An 18,394-nucleotide genomic window follows, 5' to 3' on the forward strand; every position below is an offset into this window, starting at 1 on the left:
TCAAGCGCCATCCGGGTCAGCGGGGTCACGTGACGGTCCGTAGTTGGTGGGTGACTTGCGGCACAGCTGGTAGCGGATCAAGGACAGAGAGTGCAATTCGGGCAGACAACGGTCGGGGGTCCGTGTTACACCTGAGTAACCAATAGTTGTATCAACTAACTAACTAGGTTCAGGGAGGGCTCGTATGTGCGGAATCGCGGGCTGGGTTTCCTACGACACGGATCTCACGCGGCAGCAGGAGATCGCGGACGCGATGACCGAGACCATGGCCTGCCGAGGACCGGACGACCGCGGGACCTGGGTCCGCCGCTCGGTCGCTCTCGGTCACCGCCGGCTCGCCATCATCGACCTGCCGGGCGGACGCCAGCCGATGAGCGTCAAGACCCCGAACGGCGAGGTCGCGATGGTCTACAGCGGCGAGGCGTACAACTTCTCCGAACTTCGTGAAGAACTCACCAAACTGGGCCACCGCTGGGAGACCGACAGCGACACCGAGGTCGTGCTGCACGGGTACCTGCAGTGGGGCGCCGAGGTCGTGGACCACCTCAACGGCATGTACGCGTTCGCGATCTGGGACGAGCGCGACCAGAAGCTCGTGATGATCCGCGACCGGATGGGCATCAAGCCGTTCTACTACTACCCCACCCGCGACGGCGTCCTGTTCGGCTCCGAGCCGAAGGCGATCCTGGCGAACCCGTTGGCGCGCAAGGCGGTCGACAGCGACGGCCTGCGCGAGCTGATGGGCTTCACGAAGCGTCCGGGCTGGTCGCTGTGGAAGGGCATGCACGAGGTCGACCCGGCCACCGTGGTGACGGTGACCCGGGAGGGCATCAACACCCGCACCTACTGGAAGCTCGACGCGAAGCAGCACACCGACGACCAGGAGACGACGGTCGAGCGCGTGCGCGAGCTGATGACCGACATCGTCCACCGGCAGCTGGTCGCCGACGTCCCGCGCTGCGTGCTGCTGTCCGGCGGCCTCGACTCGAGCGCGGTCACCGGTCTAGCCGCCGCGCGGCTGGCCGAGGAAGGCGAGCAGCTGCGCACCTTCTCGGTCGACTTCTTCGGGCAGGAGGAGAACTTCAAGCCCGACGAAATGCGCGACACCCCCGACTCGCCCTACATCCGCGACGTCGCCAAGCTGGTCGGTTCCGCGCACCAGGACGTGATGCTGAACCCGGCCGACCTGAGCGACCCCGAGGTGCGCCGCAAGGTGCTGCGCGCCCGCGACATCCCGACGGGTCTCGGCGACATGGACACGTCGTTGTACCTGCTGTTCAAGGCGATCCGGGCGGAGTCGACGGTCGCGCTGTCCGGCGAATCGGCCGACGAGGTGTTCGGCGGGTACCGCTGGTTCCACGACGAGGCCGCGGTGAAGGCGGACACGTTCCCGTGGCTGGCGTTCCGCAACAGCCTGATGGACGACCGTGCTTCGCTGCTCGAACCGGGTCTCGCCGCGAAGCTCGACCTGGATTCCTACATCGACGACCAGTACCGCACCGCGGTGTCCCAAGTGGACTTGCTGGACGGCGAATCCGAGCGGGAGTCGCGGATGCGGGTCATCTGCAACCTCCACCTGACCCGCTTCGTGCGGCAGCTGCTCGACCGCAAGGACCGGATGTCGATGGCGGTGGGCCTGGAAGTCCGCGTGCCGTTCTGCGACCACCGGCTCGTCGAGTACGTCTACAACACGCCGTGGTCGCTCAAGACCTACGACGGCCGGGAAAAGAGCCTGCTGCGGCACGCGACGAAGCACGTGCTGCCGGCGTCGGTGCGGGACCGGGTGAAGAGCCCGTATCCGTCCACTCAGGACCCGGGGTACGCGATCGCGCTGCAGGAGCAGGTCAAGGAAGCCTTGGCGCAGAAGGACAACCCGCTGTTCCAGATGGTCAGCCGGGAATGGCTGCAGCAGTCGGCGGCGACGGACCCGGCGGCGATCAGCCAGGCCCAGCGGGTCGGCATGGACCGGGCGCTGGACCTGCACCACTGGTTCGACATGTACTCGCCGGAGCTGGAACTCAACTGACCTCCTGCTCGCCCGGCGAGCGCCCCAATGCCGCATTGGGTGCATGTGACGCACCCAATGCGGCATTGGTTGCGTTCAGCGCACCCAATGCCGCATTGAGGTTTTCTCAGTAGCGCGGTGTGCGGTGGGTTCGCGGTAGCGGCGCTTGCCAGGGCGCTGCGGGCACCGGCCGACGAGGCGCACCGGGGTGCTCCTCCCGCTGAGGTCCGTGAAGGGCTCATTGGGGGAACCTGATTCCCTCAATGAGCCCTTCACGGACCTCGCCAGCCCGCCGCGCGCGAGAAACCCCCGCGAGCGCGGCGCATGAAGCTGCCCCTGGTCAGTGCGAACGTCCGTGAGGGCCACCCTGAGGGAATCTGATTCCCTCAGGGTGGCCCTCACGGACATCGGAATCGCGCGCGGCGGGCGGCGGTTGGGGTGGGAATTCCGGCGCCCGCCGGAAAAACCCCAGCGGGCGCTCGCAGGACCGAGCCGGGCAGTCAGAAGTCCAGGTGTGCGTCGATCTCCGTGCCGCGCACGTCCAGTTCCGCGCCGGCTCCGCTCAGCAGTCGCTGGGCCGCCGCGTTGTCCACAGTGGTCGTCGCGACGAACTTCGCCGCTCCGCCGTCGCGGGCCGCGTCCAGCAGGACCGCGGTTACCTTGCGGCCGATTCCGCGTCCGCGCGCCGAGCGGCCGAGCCACACTCCGGCCTCGACCTCCAGCGCGGCCCGTCCGGACACCGGGCGCAGCCGGGCGGCTCCGCAGACCCGGCCGTCGACTTCCACGACCCACGTCGTCTCGATGGCGGTGTCCGGATTGAGCGATCGCCGGCGGTGGAATGCGAGAAACGCTTCGCGGCGGGCTTCGGTCCACCCGGCGGGACCTTCCACCGGCGGCATGACCTCGGTCGGTTCGGCGTCGGCCACCGCGGCTTCCAGAAGCCGCTCCAGCCCCTGCTCGTCGAGCGGGATCAGCACGATCTCGGATTCTCCGGATCCAGGCACGCCCCGCAGCTTGGCACGCGAAGCCGTCCCGCGCTACCCGATCGGCCCAGTCGTTACCAGGGAACCAGCTCGCCGAAGCGGTCGAGGAACCGCAAGCCCGGCTCGCCTGCCTGCGCTTCCAGCACATCGACGACCGCGGGCACGCTTTCCTCCGGCAGCAACGGCGCGTCCGGACCGCCGAGTCGCGTCCGGTTGTGGCCCGGGTCGATGAGCAGTTTGGTGCGCCCGTCGCCCTCGTGGCGAGTGGCGTAGCTGCGCATGAGCTGGTTGAGCGCGGCCTTGCTCGCCTTGTACAGCTCGTATCCGGGTTCGACGTTCATCGAGACGCTGCCCTGCTCCGACGACATCACCGCGACCGTTCCGCCCGGCGCGACCAACCCGTGCAGTCCTTCGAGGACTCTCAACGGGCCCAACGCATTGGTGATCATCACTTCGGCGAACATCTCGGCGGGCACTTCGCTGATCGGCAGATTCCCGCGGTCGATCGCCGCGTTCACGAAGAGCAGATCGAGCGGGCCGTCCACTCTGTCGCGCAACGCGGCTATCTGTGCGTCGTCGGTCATCTCCAACTGCTCGGTCCGCATTCCTTCCCGCGGCACCGATCCGTCGCGGGTCGTCGCGACGACCTCCCACCCGCGCCGGTCCAACTCGGTGACCAGCACCAATCCCAAGCCCCGCGAAGCCCCGACCACCACTGCCCGGCGTGCCGCCATGACCCCTCCTTTGTCTAGACGCAACGTCACGTCTAGACAGTAGCACGGTAAGGTGCCCGGTATGCCCGCAGTCAATTCCCAGCCCCGCAGGGCACGCTCCGGCAACCGGCGCGACGAGGCCGCTCGCCTGGCGGTGCTCCACGCCGCCGACGACCTGCTCGTCGAGCACGGCTTCGGCGGGCTGACCGTCGAAGCGATCGCACGCCGGGCCGGCGTCGCGAAGCAGACGATCTACCGCTGGTGGCCGTCGAAGGTCGAAATCCTGCTGGACACGCTGATCGAGGACAGCGAGAAGCGCCTGCCGGTGCCGACGGAACTGCCGACGGCCGACAGCATCCGGGCGTACCTGCGCGACTTCGCGCACTTCCTCGCCGAAGACCCGGCGGGCAAGTGCCTGCTCACCCTGCTGGCCGAAGCGCAGCACGATGTGGGGACTGCGGCTCGCTTCCACGAGCGTTACCTGGAGCCGCGGCAGATCGCGGAGCGCGAGATGCTGACGCGGGCTGCCGAAGCGGGCGAGGTTTCTCCGGTGCTGGATCCGGAGGCCACAATGGACGCTCTGCTGGGGCCGATTGTCTACTGTGCACTCACCGGGGCGGCGGTGCCGGGAGATTTAGTGGATACGTTGGTGGAGAAGCTGCTTCGCCCGCGAGCTTGACCTACCGGCGCACCTCGGCGACCCGCACCGGACGGTTCTCCTTCCGCGAGACCTCGCACGCCTCCGCGATGTAGAACGCCTCCAACGCATCCGCCGCTCCCGCGGGCGACGGGATAAGCCCGGCGGCAACATCCAGGAATGCCCGCAGCTCAGCGGCGTAGGCCGTCCGGAAGCGTTCCATGAAGCCCGGATACGCCGGTCCCGGCAACGGTTCGACGCCTGGCTCCACCGACCGCAGCGGTGCTTGGTCGTCCAGGCCCACCACGGCATTCCCGAGCGACCCGAGGGCCTCGAAACGCACGTCGTAGCCCGCGCCGTTGTAGCGCGTCAGCGAGACCGTCGCGAGAGTTCCGTCGTCGAGAGTCAGCGCGACCGCTGCGGTGTCGACGTCTCCGGCGTCCGTGAAGAACTGCTCGCCTTTGTTGCGACCCAAGGCAAACACCTCCTCGACCTCCCGGCCGGTCACCCACCGGAGGATGTCGAAGTCGTGCACCCCGCAGTCCCGGAACAGACCGCCGGAATGCGCGATATACGCGGCGGGCGGCGGCGCGGGGTCCAAAGTGGTCGCCCGGACACTGTGCAGCCAGCCCAGTTCGCCGCTCTCCACCGCGGCCCGCGCGGCCTGGTAGCCCGCGTCGAACCGGCGCTGGAAGCCGATCTGGACCGGGACGTCCGAGTCCGCGATCCGGTCGATCACCGCGAGCGTGCCAGGGATGTCCGCGGCTACCGGCTTCTCGCAGAACACCGGCACCCGCGCGTCGACCGCTTGGATGATCAATTCCGGATGCGCGTCCGTGGCCGCCGCGACGACCAGGCCGTCGAGACCAGCCCGGAACAGCGCGTCGATTCCGTCGGCCGCCTCGACATCGACCCGAGCAGCGACCGACTGGGCGCGCGCGGGATCCACGTCCGCTACGACCACCGACGTGACCTCGTCGAATCCCGCGAGCGTTTCCGCGTGCGCGGCGCCGATCCGGCCGGCTCCTGCCAGTCCCACCCTCATCGCTGCGCCTCTCCTGAGTTGGGTCCCGTGGTCTCCCGCACGACCAGGGACGGATGAAGCAGATGCCGCACCGGTTCAGTGCGTTCACCGCGGATGCGCTCCAGAAGCGCGTCGAAAGCCAACCGCGCCATTTCCGCGCGCGGCTGGTCCACTGTGGTCAGTGAAATGTGCCGCAGGGAAGCCAAGGACGTGTTGTCGTAGCCGACCACCGAAACGTCGTCCGGCACCCGCAACCCGTGTTCCTCGAGCGCCGAGATCGCGCCGACCGCGTTGAAGTCATTGCCCGCCACCAGTGCGGTCGGGGTCGGAGAGCACGAGGACAGCAATTCCTGCACGGCTTTCTCGCCCGCGGTGTCGGTGTGTTCGCTGCGCACCACGATCGGCTCCAGCCCGTGCGCCCGCATCGCCTGCCGGAACCCTCGCCGCCGGGCCGCGGCACCGGCCGCTCCCCCGCCGTCGAGATGCGCGATCCGCCGATGTCCCAACTGGACCAGATGCTCGACCGCCAATGCCGCGCCAGCCTCGCCGTCGTCGTTCACGGTATCCACAGTGGACAGTCGAGAAGTCCGCGACACCAATACTACCGGACACTGCCGTGCCGCGGCCTCGATCGCAGCGGCCGGAACCACCGGCGACAACAGCACGACGCCAGCCGGACGGAACGACAGAAGACTGCGCAACGCCGCGCCTTCCCGAGAGGGCATCCGCCCGCCGGTGTTGAGGATCAGATCGAAATCGGCCGCTTGCGCCGCCGCGTCCAGCCCTTCCACCACGTCGGCGAAGAAGGCGTTGCGCAGGTCGTTCACCATCACGCCGAGCACCGTCGACGTCCGGCTCGCCAGCGACCGCGCCATCACGTGCGGCGAATAACCCAGCTCCTCGGCGGCTTTCGCCACCGCCGCGCGGCGCTGCGCCGAGACGTTCGGCGCGTTGCGCATCACGAGCGACACCAAGGCCCGCGAGACCCCGGCTCGCGCGGCGACGTCCTCCATGGTGGGCTTCCCCATTTCGAAAACCTCCCCGGAGAAGCGCTTGACGCGACGGGTCGGACGCTACAAGATTAGAGCGCTCTAATCAAGAGCGTGTCCCCCGACCGGAGAGGGATCCATGACCGCGAAGATCCGCGTCGCCGCCGCCCCGATCTCGTGGGGAGTCTGCGAGGTTCCCGGCTGGGGCCGCGTGCTCGACGCCCCGGCGGTGCTCGGCGAGATGGCCGAATTGGGCGTCACCGCAACAGAACTGGGCCCGCCCGGCTATCTGCCGCGCGAACCGGCCGAGTTGAAGAAGCTTCTGGAAAGCCATGGGCTCGACCTCGTCGGCGGGTTCCTGGCGGTGCCGCTGCACGAGAACCCGGACGCGGCTGTTGCCGAAGCCGAGGATTCAGCCGCGCTCTTCGCGGCTTGCGGCGGCGGGATGCTCGTCCTCGCCGCGGCAACCGGCCTCGACGGCTACGACGAACGGCCCACTCTCACCGACGCCGAATGGTCCACTTTGGTCCGCACGGCAGGCAAGATCCGAGACATAGCGGCAAAACACGGCCTGGCAACAGTCCTGCACCCGCACGTCGGCACGCACGTGGAAACCGAGGCGGAGGTGGAACGATTCCTCGCCGATTCGGACCTTCCGCTCTGCCTGGACACCGGCCACCTGCTGATCGGCGGCACCGACCCGGTCGCGCTCGCCCAGCGGCATCCCCAGCGGATCGGGCACCTGCATCTCAAGGACGTCCGCGGCGAGCTGGCGAACGCTGTCCGGGCAGGCGAACTCCCGTACGCTGAAGCAGTCGGCAAGGGTCTCTACGTGCCGCTCGGCGAGGGCGACGTCGACATCGAAGCCATGGTCCGCTCCGTCGCCGAAGCGGGCTACGACGGCTGGTACGTCCTGGAGCAGGACACCGCGCTGAGCGACGACAGCCCGGTGGACCGCCCTGGCCGCGACGTCGCGGCCAGCCTTTCGTACCTGCGCACCATCACCGGCTGACGTCGGAAAAACAAGCGAGGAGAGACAACGATGTCCCATCGCTGGGAGCGCGCACGGCGCTCCGGCCGCGCGGTGGCGGGCCTGCTGGCCGCGGGCTTGCTGCTGGCGGCGTGCACCGGTCCGGCCGCCGAACCGAAGACGACCGCGCCCGCCGCCGCGCCGACGCCGTCCGGACCGCTGAAGGTCTCGGTGATCACACACGGCACCGCGGGCGACGCGTTCTGGAACGTGGTGAAGAACGGCGCCGAACAAGCGGGCAAAGACCTTGGCGTACAAGTGGAATACACCTCGGACGGCGATCCGGGCGCGCAGGCGAAGCTGATCGACAACGCGGTCGCGCAGCAAACCGGCGGGCTCGTGGTGTCGATGGCGAACCCCGAGGCGCTGCGTCCGTCCATTGAGGCCGCGGTGCGCGCGGGGATCCCGGTGATCACCATCAACTCCGGCGAGGACAAAAGCGCGGCGTACGGCGCGCTCACCCACGTCGGGCAGAACGAGTCGATCGCGGGTGAAGAAGCCGGGAAGAAGTTCAAGGAACTCGGCAAGCACAAGCTGTTGTGCGTGATCCACGAGGCAGGGAACGTCGGGCAGGCGCAACGCTGCGACGGCGCGAAGACCGGGTTCGCCGGCACCGTGCAGACGCTGCAGGTGGACATCTCCAACCCGACCGACGCCGAGTCCCGCATCCGCGGCGCGGTCCAGACCGATTCGTCGATCGACGCGGTCCTCACGCTGAACTCGCAGGTCGCCGCCCGCGCGGTGAGCGCGATCAAGTCGGTGAACTCGAAGGCGCAGGTCGCCACGTTCGACCTCAACTCCGACGTGGTGGCCGCGATCAAGGCGGGCGACGTGCTCTTCGCGGTCGACCAGCAGCAGTACGAACAGGGCTATCTCCCGGTGCAGTTCCTGAAGCTGTACCGGGACAACGCGAACGTCGTCGGCGGCGGCAAACCGGTGCTCACCGGACCCGACCTGGTCGACAAATCCACAGTGGACAAGGTCGGCCAGTACGTGCAAAGGGGCACCCGATGACGACCCTCGACGAACGGCTGGAGAAGCCGCGGCTGACCGACCGGCTGGTGATCCGCCCGGAAATCGGCGCACTGCTCGGCGCGGTCGTGGTCTTCCTGTTCTTCACCTTCGCCTCCGACAAGTTCTTCAGCGCGAGCGGAGCCGCGACCTGGTTGGACGACGCCGCGACGCTGGGCATCATGGCGGTGGCGGTGTCGCTGCTGATGGTCGGCGGCGAGTTCGACCTGTCGGCGGGCGTGATGACCGCGTCCACCTCGCTGGTCACCGCGATCCTCGCCACCCAAGCGGGCTGGAACGTGTGGCTCGCGCTGCTCGTCTCGCTGGTCTTCGCACTGGCGGTCGGCGCGTTCAACGGCTGGCTGGTGATGAAAACCGGACTGCCGAGCTTCATCGTCACGCTCGGCACTTTCCTTGCCCTGCAAGGGTTGAACCTCGGCGTCACCCGGCTGGTGACCGGCACCGTGCAGGTCTCCGGCATGCGCTCGACCGACGGCTACGCGTCCGCCGGTTTCGTCTTCGCCTCCACTGTGGACGCCGGCGGCACGCCGTTCCAGATCTCCATCGTCTGGTGGCTCGGCGCGATCGCGGTGGCCGCGTGGCTGCTGGTCCGGACGCGCTTCGGCAACTGGATCTTCGCGGTCGGCGGTTCCGCCACCAGCGCCCGCTCGGTCGGCGTTCCCGTGGTGCGCACGAAAATCCTGCTGTTCATGGGCACCGCGCTGGCCGGCTGGCTGGTCGGTTCGATCAACATCCTGCGGTTCGCGAGCGTCCAGGCGAATCAGGGCATCGGGCTGGAATTCCAGTACATCATCGCCGCGGTGATCGGCGGCTGCCTGCTGACCGGCGGGTTCGGCTCGGCCGTCGGCGCGGCGATCGGCGCGCTGATCTTCGGCATGGCGCGCCAGGGCATCGTGTTCGCCGGGTGGGACAACGACTGGTTCATGCTGTTCCTCGGGATCATGCTGCTGGCGGCGGTCCTGGTCAACAACGCTCTGCGGCGGCGCGCGGAAAGGGTCCGGCGATGAACGCTCTTCTCGAAGTCAAGAACGTCGGCAAGCGGTACGGCACCGTGGTCGCGCTGCGCGAAGTGTCCACTGTGGTCAACGCGGGCGAGGTCACCTGCGTGCTGGGCGACAACGGCGCGGGAAAGTCCACTTTGATCAAGATCCTCGCCGGGGTGCACCAGCACGACGAAGGCGAGTTCCTCGTCGAAGGCGCGCCGGTGCGGTTCGCCTCGCCCCGGGAAGCGCTGGACCGCGGAATCGCCACGGTGTACCAGGACCTCGCCGTGGTGCCGTTGATGAGCGTGTGGCGCAATTTCTTCCTCGGCTCCGAGCCGACCGTGGGGTTCGGCCCGTTCCGCGCCCTGGACCGGCGCAAAGGCCGGGAGCTGACCAAGAAGGCCCTCGCCGACCTCGGCATCGACCTGCGCGACGTCGAGCAGCCAGTCGGCACGCTGTCCGGCGGCGAACGGCAGTGCGTCGCGATCGCCCGGGCCATCCACTTCGGCGCGAAGGTGCTGATCCTGGACGAGCCGACGGCCGCGTTGGGCGTGAAGCAGGCCGGGGTGGTGCTGAAGTACGTGGCCCAGGCCCGCGACCGGGGCCTGGGCGTCGTCCTGATCACGCACAATCCGCACCACGCGTACCCGGTGGCCGACCGCTTCCTGCTGCTCAAACGCGGCACGGCGCTCGGGTCTTACGAGAAGTCGGAGATCGAGCTGCCCGAGCTGACGCGGCAGATGGCCGGTGGCGCGGAATTGGAGGCGCTGGAACACGAGCTGCGGCAATAGCTCACGAGACCGCTTTCTCCAGCCACGGCCGCACCACCGGCAGCGCTGCGGCCGCCTGCATCGCGCTCATGTGGTCCAGGCCGTCGAGCACCTCGACGGTCCACCCGCGCGCCTCCAGTTCGGCGCGCTCGCGCAGCAGCGGCCCGGCGATGTCGACGGTTACCCCGCCCCACCGTTCGCTGTACACGATCCGGTCCTCCGAACCCGCGAAACACAACCGCGGGCAGGACAGCTCGACCGCCCGGTCGTCGAAATCCCGCAATGCCTCATAAAGCGTCACGAACTGCTTCGTCTGCCCGGTGGACAACGTGACATCCACCGAATCCCAGTCCCCCGGCTCGCCTTTGGTTTCAGCAGTAGGCCCGGCTAGAGCCATCTCGTGCGTCGCCCGGGTCACCGCGAGCATGGCCGCATACGGCCCGTCCAGCGGCGGATACCCGCCCATCACCAGCGCGTCCAGCCGATCCGTCCGCAAGGCCAGCTGCAACCCGGAAAGCGCCAGCCACGAGTACCCGTAATAGGAGAACCGCGCCGCCCCGACCGCATCTGCCACGGCGAGGAAGTCCGCCGCGATCGCGTCCGGCGTCAGCTCGGCCGGATGCGCCATCCGGTGCCCCTGGTAGTCGAAGGCCACCACCCGGAACCCGGCGAATCCCTCGATCAGCGAACGGCCCAGCTCCGGATCGGCGCCCCACTGCCGGGCCGCCTCGGCCTCCGGTCCTTCCGCCGGCCGGGGGTCGACCGGGAGCAACAGCACCGGCCCGTCCCCGTGCACCTGCGCTTCGATCCGCGTTCCGTCGTGCAGAGTCGCTTCAGCCATCTCATCTCTTTACGTCGTAAAGTATCGCCGGACGCGAGGGTACTATACGACGTAAAGAGATGTCGAATCAGTGGGTGACGGCCGGCGACGCGGCGTCAGAGACCAGCTTTCGCGGGGCTCCGGTGCCGTCCGCGGGCACCGACCACACGGCGTTGTCCAGTCCGTAGAGGATCGTGTGGTCGTCCTGCCAGAGCGCTTGGTCGTCGACGCTGCGGGTCTCGGCGAGCGCGGTCTCCCGCATCGTCTTGAGGTCGAGCACGGACAGCCGCCAGACGCCCTCGCCGACCTTCTTCTTGAACGCGATCCGCGTCTCGTCCGGCGACAGCGACGGGCATTCCACGTTTTCCCGCAGCGCTTTGCCGCGGTAGGTGTCGTAGTCGCCTTCGATCAGGTACGTCTTGCCCTTGGTGCCCAGTGTCGAGTAGAACCGCTTGCCGTCCTTGCTGAACGTGATGCCCCAGTAGTTGACGTCTGAGGAGAAGTACCGTTTCCCGTCGACCAGGACCGGCAACTCCTCGATCGTCTTCTCCAGTTCGCCGTTGTCCAGCTGGTAAATCCCGGCACGCGTCGAAAACCCGGTGGCGGCATAGGAATCGCCGGTGACGAACACCGTCCAGTACACCCGCTTGCCATCCGGCGACACGCGCGCGCGGCTCGGGGTCCCCGGCAGGTAATCCTTGTGCGTAGTGGCGAAATTCCGGTCGAGAATGCTGAAATCGCTGACCGCGGGCAAGGTGCCGGGTCGCACGGCGAGGCACATCCCCGTCGACGCGGACACGGCGAACCGGTCGCACTTCAGATCGCTGAACTTCGGCGCGGCACCAGGATTCGCGAGCGGAACAACGCCGACGTTGCCCGTTTTAGTGCTACGAAAGAACAACTGCCCCGGGGCGAGCGAAAGGTGCTCCACCTTCGCGGGCTCAGCCGGACTGGGCCGCGCGGCAACGGTGTAAACCACCGCGGCAGCCGCGAGCGCCACAGTTCCGACAACGGCGAGAAGAACCTTTTTCATTTGCGCACCGGCCTTGCGAAAGCGGCGCCGAGCGCCACGACAGCGAGCGCTCCGGCCGCCACGAGAACTGCGGGCTGCAGATCCCACAACGTCCAGGCGAGTCCGAAGAGGACTGACGAAAGCATCCGGGCGGCGGCCTGTCCAGTTTGGACCACCGCGAGGCCGGTCGCCCGGAGGTCAGCGGGCACCAACGGTCCAGCCGCGGCCATGAGCACCCCGTCGGTGGCCGCGTAGAACACGCCGTGCAGGCCCAACGCGAGAGCCGCGAGCCAGAACCCGGACACCGGCCCGCACAACGCGATCAACGCGGCGACGAGCGCGACGTGCCCGCCGAGGAACACCGGCCAGCGCCCGATCCGGTCGGCCAGCTTGCCCAGCGGGACCGCCAGCACCAGGTACACCCCGGCGGTGCCGAGCGGCAGCAACGGGAAGAACGTCGCCGCGACGTCCCAGCGCCGCTGAAGCACCAGGTACACAAAGGAATCGCCGAGCGTCACGAACCCCAGCAGCGCCGCCCAGATCGCGACGCGGCGGAAACCCCGCTCGCGCAACAGCCCGAACGCCGCCCGCACGGACACCGCGGCCCGGTCGGCGATTTCCTGCTTGTGATCGCGGACGAACAGCACCAGCAGCATGACCGCGATCCCCGCGATGCAGAAACTGGTGAAGAACACCGACGTGTAACTGCCGAGGCTCAGAGCGAGCACGGCCATCGCGACCAGCGGGCCGAGGAACGCGCCGACGGTGTCCATCGCGCGGTGCACGCCGAACGACCGGCCGAGAGTGTCGGGCTCGCTGCTGAGCGAGATCAACGCGTCGCGCGGGGCGGTGCGCAGCCCCTTGCCGGTCCGGTCGGCGGCGAGCACCACGCCGATCGCCGCGACCGACGAACCGGCCGCGACCAGGCCGAGCTTGCACACCGCGGACAAGCCGTAGCCGAACCCGGCGACCGCCTTGAGCCGCCGCCACCGGTCGGCCAGATGCCCGCCGAGCACGCGGACCACGGCGGTGGCTCCCGCGTAAAGCCCGTCGAGCAGGCCGAACTGCAGCGGGTTCAGCCCGAGGCCGAGCACCAGATACAGCGGGAGCACCGCGGTCACCATCTCCGAGGAGATGTCGGTGACCAGGCTGACCGCGCCGAGTGCGACGACGTTCGCCGACACCCGGCGCAGGCCGGCCTTCCGGTCGGTGCCCGCCGCGACGTCCGAACTACGGCTTGTCGCGATGTACATGACCGGCCCCTAGTTGTGGCAGGTGTAGGTCGGGCTGCTGTCCTGGACCTTGCCGTCGAGACCGATCAGCTGCTCGGAGAAGGTGTTGTCGGTCATCGTCAGCTTCAGCACGCCGAAGGTGTCCTTCAGCAGCTTCGCCGTGGTCGGATGCGCGGAGTGGACCGGGTACGGGTTCGCCCCGCCCATGCCGCCGATGATCTCGACCGGGCCGGCCGGGTTCGCCTTGCCGCTCGCGTCCTGCGGCACGAACCGCTCGTAGTGGTGGTCGTGGCCGTTGAGGATCAGGTCGACCTTGTTCTGCGCGAACAGGTCCCACAGCTGCTTGGAACCACGCTGGTCGCCGTGGTCGCCCGAGCTCCACCGCGGGTGGTGGTAGTACGCCGCGACGCAGCCCTTGGTGTTCTTCGCCAGATCCTGCTTGATCCAGTTCATCTGGTCGGTGTCCTTGAGCTCGCCGCCGTCCTTGTCGTCGACGAAGCCGTTGGAGTCGAGGGCGATGAAGTGCCAGTTGCCCATTTCCCAGCTGTAGTACCGCTTCCCGTTCGGCGTGGCGATCTTGCCGAAGTACTGCTCGTAGGCCTCGAACGGCTTGTTGTCGTCGTAGGTCTCGTGGTTGCCCGGGATCGGGTGCGTGATGCTCTTGAACTTGCCCCAGGTCTTGTCGTAGTAGTCCTTGAAGTTCTGCAGCGTCAGACCGGTGTCCTCGGCGTCGTACTGGTTGTCGCCCATGGTGATCACCGCGGCGGGGTTCATCGACTGGACGAGCTTCGCGGTCTTCGGGTGGATGCAGCTTGAGCTGCTGGCGGTGCACTGTTCGGCGATGTCGCCTGCCGCGGCGAGGACGAACGTGTTGCCCGCGGTCCCCGGCTTGGTGTGCACCTTGACCGCGCTGCTGGCCGGCGACGCGTTGCCAGCGGCGTCCTTCGCGCGGACGGTGTAGGTGTAGTCGGTGTCCGGCGAAAGGCCGTTGTCGGTGTAGGACGTGCTCGTGCTGGTAGCGATGGACTTGCCGTCCCGCAGCACCTCGTACCCGCTGACGCCGACGTTGTCCGTCGCAGCGGCCCAGGTCAGCCCGACGCTGTTCGAGCCGATCTCGCCCGCGGCGAGGTTCGACGGAGCGGTGGGCGCCTGCGTGTCGCCGGACGAGTCCGGCGTGCCGTACGCCTGAAGTTCCCAGAGGGAGTAGCCGTACTTCGTGGCGCGCTCGGTGCCGACGAAGCGCAGGAAGCGGCCGTGCCCGGACAACCCGGTGAGGTCGTCGGTGCCGCCGTCGCCGCTGGTGATCGTCGCGATCGACTTGAAGTTCTCGCCGTCGTCGGAGATCTCGATGCGGTACTTCTTGGCGTAGGCCGCTTCCCAGTTCAGCTTCACCCGGTGGATCGTGGCGGCCTGGCCGAGATCGACGCGCAGCCACTGCGCGTCGGCGCTGACCGCACTGGCCCAGCGGGTCTTGAGATTCCCGTCGACGGCGTTCTCGCCGCTCAACGTGGACGTCTCGAGCGTGGACGTGCTGACGGGTTTTCCTTGGGACAGCAGCACATCGGCGGCAGCGGCACTGGCGTCGCGCGCGGGCGACACCGCGGCGGGCAACAGCACCACTGCGGCCGCCGGCAAGGCGAACCGGGCGAAACTTCGGACACGGGACGAGGACACGTCGCACTCCTTCGGGCCGGACGGGAACAGGGCGGCGGCGTTACGGTTCTGCGGCGTCTCGTTGCGTTAAGAAAGTTTCCTAACTAAAACGGCAGAGTAGCGGGCCCGGTTTCCCCCGACAAGCCCGGAACGGACGTGAAACGATCAAGACCGCCCGATCAGCGGAACGCCCCGCTCCCGTCCGGGGAAGTGCCGTGAAGGACTCCTTCAGGGACTCAGATTCCCTCAATGAGCCCTTCACGGACCGTCAGTGCTGGAGCAGCCGCCGCACTTCCTGCACCGCAGCGCGTCCGGCCCGGTTCGCCCCCACCGTGCTCGCCGAGGGCCCGTACCCGACCAGATGCAGCCGCGGTTCCGCGACCACGCGAGTCCCGTCCATCCGGATCCCTCCGCCGGGAGTCCGCAGATGCAGCGGAGCCAGGTGGTCGATCGAAGCCCGGAACCCGGTCGCCCACAGGATCATGTCCGCGGGCTCGAAACTGCCGTCCTCCCAGACGACGCCGTCGGCGACCAAGCGCGAGAACATCGGCCGCCGGTCCAGATATCCCGCCGCCCGGCCCGCGAGCACCTGCGGCGTCACCGGCAGGTCCGTCACGCTCACGACGCTCTCCGGCGGCAGCCCGGCCCGCACCCGCTGGTCGACCTTCGCCACCGCCATCCGTCCCCAGTCCTCGCTGAACTCCTCCTCGCGCCACACCGGCGGACGCCGCGTCACCCACACCGTCGAACGGGCGACCGGACCGATCTCCATCAGCAACTGCACCGCCGACGTCCCGCCGCCCACGACCACCACGCGCTGGCCGCGAAATTCCTCCGCGCCGCGGTAATCCGCCGTGTGCAGCTGCCGTCCGGCGAAGGTGCCGGGATAACGCGGCCAGAACGGCCGGTCCCACGTCCCGGTCGCGCTGATCACCGCGCGCGCCGCCCACGTCTCCGCGGGCGATTCGACCACCAGCCGCTCCCCCGCGCGCCGCACCGCGGTCACGTCGACCGGGCGGTGCACCGGCAGGTCATACGTCTTCTCGAAGCGCCCGAAGTACTGCGACACGGCCTCGCTCGCCGGGCGCGCCGGATCCGGGGTCCCGAACGCCATCCCCGGCAGGTCGTGGATCCCGTGCACCTTCCCGACCACCAGCGACGGCCACCGGTACTGCCACGCCCCGCCCGCGCGTTTGCCGTGGTCGAGCACGACGAACCCGCGTTCGTTGGCGAACCCGGCCCGCCGCAGGTGATATGCCGCCGACAGTCCGGCCTGCCCGGCCCCGATCACCACGACGTCGGTCTCGTGATCCGCAGTGCTCATACAACGTTCAACAATTGCCCGCGCCCGGTATTTCCGGCTCAGACCGCGACCCGGTTCCGGCCGCCGTCTTTCGCCCGGTACAGCGCGGCGTCCGCTGACCGCAGCACCTCGTCGAGCGTGTTTCCCGCCTGCGGATAACACGCGACCCCGACGGACACGGAGAGTCCGCTGATCCGCAGCGGACCTCCCACCGCGACGGTCAGCTCCCCCACCGCGCCCCGCACCCGTTCGGCGATCCCGAGCACGTCGGTGCCACCGGTCGCGGGCAGCAGGACCACGAATTCCTCGCTGCCGAACCGGCCGACGGTGTCGCTTTGCCGCACCGAAGCCTCGATCGCCACGGCCACCGCGGCCAGCACCTCGTCGCCGGTGAGGTGCCCGTACGTGTCGTTGATGCGCTTGAAGTGGTCGAGATCGATCATCAGCACGGCGAACCCGCTGCCGGTCCCGCGCCGCCGGGCCCGGGTGAATTCCCGGGTCGCCAGCTCGTGCCAGCCCGCGGTGTTCAGCAGCCCGGTCTTCTCGTCCGTCACGACCGCCACCTGCAACTGCTGCTTCAGCAGGAGATAGCGGTGCAGCAACAGCAACGGCGGCAGCACGAACACCACCAGCACCGGCTGATGGACGAACGCCAGCGCAGCGAGCCCGCCGAGACACAGTGTCGCGAGCTCGAAGGCGTTGTCCTCCCAGGTGCCGATGAGGTCCGCGGGCGAGCGGCTGTTCGTGTACAGGTAGATGCCCGTCGCTACGAGCACGACGTTCACCAGTTCAAAGGCGGCTGCTGCCAGTACGAGCGCGAGGACGCCGTACGCGGTGTCGAGCCGCGCTTGATCCAGACCGCCGATGGTCAACACCGCAGATGCCGCGAAGCACGACAGCATCGCCCACGCGGTACTGGCCGCGAAGCGATGTGCGGGCCGCGTACGCACGTGTCGCCACACTCGCAGCCACAGATGCAGGTACAGCACCAACGCCAGCAACGCGACCCACGCCGGCGGAAGCAGGAACGCACCGGCGAGGTACCAGACGGACGTGACGTTGATGTGCGTCTGGCCGCTCATCCACCGTCGCAGCCGCTCGATCCGGCGCGACATCTCGGCCTGCGCGATGCCCAGCCCGACGAGGACGCCGAACGAACTGAACTGCACCGGCCCGCCGAACCCGGTCGCGAGGCCCGTCGCCGTGAGTGCCACGGCGAGGGCCTCGCACGCCATCGCGTAGCCGATCCATCGCCGCCGCGCGACCGCCCACATCGCCCAGCGCGGCGGCCAGCCTCTCCAGGACGTCACCGCGCCGCGCACCCCGATGGGGACAGGTGCCTGGGTCACGGGCGCCCCCACGCGAAATTCGGCCTACGGAAGTTGCCCAGGGTAGCGGGTCCGCTCCGCAGCTAGCCGAACCGAGCGAAAACTCCTTCGCGAACTGCCCACCGGGCACGCTCTGGGTAGAGCGGGCGGGCAACTTCCGGGCTGGGTCAGCGGCGGCGCAGCTTCCGCACGACGGCCAGCACGATCAGCAGCACGACCGCGCCCGCGGCCACCGGAGCCAGCCGCTTCGCGACGGACTGGCCCGCGTAGTCGAGCAGGTCGATCGCCTCGGTCTCGCCGGTCGAACCGCCCGCCGGAACGCTCCGCAGATGCGGCTTTTCGTCGGCGACCGGCTCGGCCGCGGGCTTTTCCGCAGGCTTCTCTTCGGCCTTCTCCTCCGGCTTCGCCGCGGGAGCCGCTTCGGCGGGGGTCTCCAGCGACGCCGCGAGGTTCCCCGCGAAGGTGTCGAGGATCTTGCCGCCCACCTCGGAGATCAGGCCGCGCCCGAACTGCGCCGGACGTCCGGTGATCGCCAGGTCGGTGGCCACCGCGCCGTGCGTGCCGCCGTCGCGCTCGGTGAGCGTGAGGGTGACCGTCGCGGCCGCAGTGCCGCCGCCGCGGGAGTCCTTGCCGGACGCCTTGATGACGACCTTGCGCGCCGCCTCGTCCTTCTCCAGGAACTCGCCGGTTCCCTTGTACAGCAGCGAAATCGGCCCCAGCTTGACCTTCACCGTGCCCGCGAAGGTGTCCCCCTCCACCTTGGTGAGCGAGGCGCCCGGCATGCACGGGGCGACGCGCTCCGGGTCGATGACGGCCTGCCAGACCTCCCCGATCGGGGCGGGGACGGTGAATTCGTGGTCGAGCCGCACGGGCCGACCTC

Annotated in this window: 17 protein-coding genes; 6 read left to right on the forward strand and 11 right to left on the reverse strand. The window is 68.7% G+C overall.

Going from position 1 to position 18,394, the window contains the following annotated elements; all coding sequences use genetic code 11:
* Positions 1-184: 184 nt before the first annotated feature.
* Positions 185-2,026 (forward strand): asparagine synthase (glutamine-hydrolyzing), encoded by a 1,842-nt coding sequence (gene asnB, locus DMP23_RS24605; protein ID WP_037810214.1) that lies wholly within the window; start codon positions 185-187, stop codon positions 2,024-2,026.
* Positions 2,027-2,505: 479 nt separating this feature from the next.
* On the opposite strand, the gene DMP23_RS24610 is transcribed toward asnB, so the two are convergent.
* Positions 2,506-3,009 (reverse strand): GNAT family N-acetyltransferase, encoded by a 504-nt coding sequence (locus DMP23_RS24610; protein ID WP_037810212.1) that lies wholly within the window; start codon positions 3,007-3,009, stop codon positions 2,506-2,508.
* Between the two features lie 53 nt (positions 3,010-3,062).
* Positions 3,063-3,722 (reverse strand): SDR family NAD(P)-dependent oxidoreductase, encoded by a 660-nt coding sequence (locus DMP23_RS24615; RefSeq protein WP_337822642.1) that lies wholly within the window; start codon positions 3,720-3,722, stop codon positions 3,063-3,065.
* A 61-nt stretch (positions 3,723-3,783) separates the two neighbouring features.
* Here DMP23_RS24615 and DMP23_RS24620 point away from each other — a divergent pair, with 61 nt between their 5' ends.
* On the forward strand, positions 3,784-4,380 hold the full coding sequence (locus DMP23_RS24620; RefSeq protein WP_037810210.1) for a TetR/AcrR family transcriptional regulator: 597 nt from the start codon (positions 3,784-3,786) through the stop codon (positions 4,378-4,380).
* 1 nt (position 4,381) lies between these two features.
* On the opposite strand, the gene DMP23_RS24625 is transcribed toward DMP23_RS24620, so the two are convergent.
* Positions 4,382-5,383 carry a Gfo/Idh/MocA family protein gene (locus DMP23_RS24625; RefSeq protein ID WP_337822643.1) on the reverse strand — a complete coding sequence of 334 codons (1,002 nt, stop codon included), beginning with the start codon at positions 5,381-5,383 and terminating at the stop codon, positions 4,382-4,384.
* Positions 5,380-6,390 (reverse strand): LacI family DNA-binding transcriptional regulator, encoded by a 1,011-nt coding sequence (locus DMP23_RS24630; RefSeq protein WP_337822644.1) that lies wholly within the window; start codon positions 6,388-6,390, stop codon positions 5,380-5,382. Before DMP23_RS24630 ends, DMP23_RS24625 begins: the two co-directional genes overlap by 4 nt.
* Positions 6,391-6,490: 100 nt before the next feature.
* Here DMP23_RS24630 and DMP23_RS24635 point away from each other — a divergent pair, with 100 nt between their 5' ends.
* From DMP23_RS24635 to DMP23_RS24650, 4 genes are read left to right on the forward strand one after another with little or no spacing between them, the layout of a single operon-like run.
* Positions 6,491-7,363, forward strand: a complete 873-nt coding sequence (locus tag DMP23_RS24635) for a sugar phosphate isomerase/epimerase family protein (protein ID WP_337822645.1) — start codon at positions 6,491-6,493, stop codon at positions 7,361-7,363.
* Between the two features lie 30 nt (positions 7,364-7,393).
* The gene (locus tag DMP23_RS24640; RefSeq protein WP_037810206.1) at positions 7,394-8,395 is read left to right on the forward strand and encodes a sugar ABC transporter substrate-binding protein; all 1,002 of its coding nucleotides are present in this window, start codon (positions 7,394-7,396) and stop codon (positions 8,393-8,395) included.
* Positions 8,392-9,420, forward strand: a complete 1,029-nt coding sequence (locus tag DMP23_RS24645; RefSeq protein WP_337822646.1) for an ABC transporter permease — start codon at positions 8,392-8,394, stop codon at positions 9,418-9,420. Before DMP23_RS24640 ends, DMP23_RS24645 begins: the two co-directional genes overlap by 4 nt.
* Positions 9,417-10,187 (forward strand): ATP-binding cassette domain-containing protein, encoded by a 771-nt coding sequence (locus DMP23_RS24650; protein ID WP_337822647.1) that lies wholly within the window; start codon positions 9,417-9,419, stop codon positions 10,185-10,187. Before DMP23_RS24645 ends, DMP23_RS24650 begins: the two co-directional genes overlap by 4 nt.
* Before the next feature lies 1 nt (position 10,188).
* Here DMP23_RS24650 and DMP23_RS24655 read toward each other — a convergent pair whose 3' ends face one another.
* From DMP23_RS24655 to DMP23_RS24685, 7 genes are all read right to left on the reverse strand, one after another.
* On the reverse strand, positions 10,189-11,007 hold the full coding sequence (locus tag DMP23_RS24655; RefSeq protein WP_337822648.1) for an alpha/beta fold hydrolase: 819 nt from the start codon (positions 11,005-11,007) through the stop codon (positions 10,189-10,191).
* A gap of 67 nt (positions 11,008-11,074) precedes the next feature.
* Positions 11,075-12,019: a hypothetical protein gene (locus tag DMP23_RS24660; RefSeq protein ID WP_337822649.1), complete on the reverse strand. Its 945-nt coding sequence runs from the start codon at positions 12,017-12,019 to the stop codon at positions 11,075-11,077.
* The gene (locus tag DMP23_RS24665; RefSeq protein ID WP_037810198.1) at positions 12,016-13,251 is read right to left on the reverse strand and encodes an MFS transporter; all 1,236 of its coding nucleotides are present in this window, start codon (positions 13,249-13,251) and stop codon (positions 12,016-12,018) included. The genes DMP23_RS24660 and DMP23_RS24665 overlap by 4 nt, the downstream gene beginning before the upstream one ends.
* A 9-nt stretch (positions 13,252-13,260) precedes the next feature.
* Entirely contained in the window at positions 13,261-14,904 is a 1,644-nt protein-coding gene (locus DMP23_RS24670) for a discoidin domain-containing protein (RefSeq protein WP_337822650.1), read from the reverse strand.
* A gap of 247 nt (positions 14,905-15,151) precedes the next feature.
* Positions 15,152-16,207 (reverse strand): NAD(P)-binding domain-containing protein, encoded by a 1,056-nt coding sequence (locus tag DMP23_RS24675; protein ID WP_337822651.1) that lies wholly within the window; start codon positions 16,205-16,207, stop codon positions 15,152-15,154.
* Positions 16,208-16,245: 38 nt separating this feature from the next.
* Positions 16,246-17,460 (reverse strand): GGDEF domain-containing protein, encoded by a 1,215-nt coding sequence (locus tag DMP23_RS24680; RefSeq protein ID WP_337824444.1) that lies wholly within the window; start codon positions 17,458-17,460, stop codon positions 16,246-16,248.
* Positions 17,461-17,681: 221 nt separating this feature from the next.
* Entirely contained in the window at positions 17,682-18,383 is a 702-nt protein-coding gene (locus DMP23_RS24685) for an SRPBCC family protein (protein WP_336160246.1), read from the reverse strand.
* Between the last annotated feature and the right edge of the window lie 11 nt (positions 18,384-18,394).

The sequence above is a fragment of the Amycolatopsis sp. A1MSW2902 genome, assembly GCF_017312175.1.
Classification (GTDB): Bacteria; Actinomycetota; Actinomycetes; order Mycobacteriales; family Pseudonocardiaceae; genus Amycolatopsis; species Amycolatopsis nivea.

Excerpts from the sequence above, each read along its gene's own strand:
- DMP23_RS24680 (WP_337824444.1), bottom strand. The coding sequence starts at position 17,460 with ATGTGGGCGGTCGCGCGGCGGCGATGGATCGGCTACGCGATGGCGTGC.
- DMP23_RS24660 (WP_337822649.1), bottom strand. The coding sequence starts at position 12,019 with ATGAAAAAGGTTCTTCTCGCCGTTGTCGGAACTGTGGCGCTCGCGGCT.
- DMP23_RS24635 (WP_337822645.1), top strand. The coding sequence starts at position 6,491 with ATGACCGCGAAGATCCGCGTCGCCGCCGCCCCGATCTCGTGGGGAGTC.
- asnB (WP_037810214.1), top strand. The coding sequence starts at position 185 with ATGTGCGGAATCGCGGGCTGGGTTTCCTACGACACGGATCTCACGCGG.
- DMP23_RS24630 (WP_337822644.1), bottom strand. The coding sequence starts at position 6,390 with ATGGGGAAGCCCACCATGGAGGACGTCGCCGCGCGAGCCGGGGTCTCG.
- DMP23_RS24655 (WP_337822648.1), bottom strand. The coding sequence starts at position 11,007 with ATGGCTGAAGCGACTCTGCACGACGGAACGCGGATCGAAGCGCAGGTG.
- DMP23_RS24640 (WP_037810206.1), top strand. The coding sequence starts at position 7,394 with ATGTCCCATCGCTGGGAGCGCGCACGGCGCTCCGGCCGCGCGGTGGCG.
- DMP23_RS24645 (WP_337822646.1), top strand. The coding sequence starts at position 8,392 with ATGACGACCCTCGACGAACGGCTGGAGAAGCCGCGGCTGACCGACCGG.
- DMP23_RS24675 (WP_337822651.1), bottom strand. The coding sequence starts at position 16,207 with ATGAGCACTGCGGATCACGAGACCGACGTCGTGGTGATCGGGGCCGGG.
- DMP23_RS24625 (WP_337822643.1), bottom strand. The coding sequence starts at position 5,383 with ATGAGGGTGGGACTGGCAGGAGCCGGCCGGATCGGCGCCGCGCACGCG.
- DMP23_RS24665 (WP_037810198.1), bottom strand. The coding sequence starts at position 13,251 with ATGTACATCGCGACAAGCCGTAGTTCGGACGTCGCGGCGGGCACCGAC.
- DMP23_RS24620 (WP_037810210.1), top strand. The coding sequence starts at position 3,784 with ATGCCCGCAGTCAATTCCCAGCCCCGCAGGGCACGCTCCGGCAACCGG.
- DMP23_RS24615 (WP_337822642.1), bottom strand. The coding sequence starts at position 3,722 with ATGGCGGCACGCCGGGCAGTGGTGGTCGGGGCTTCGCGGGGCTTGGGA.
- DMP23_RS24650 (WP_337822647.1), top strand. The coding sequence starts at position 9,417 with ATGAACGCTCTTCTCGAAGTCAAGAACGTCGGCAAGCGGTACGGCACC.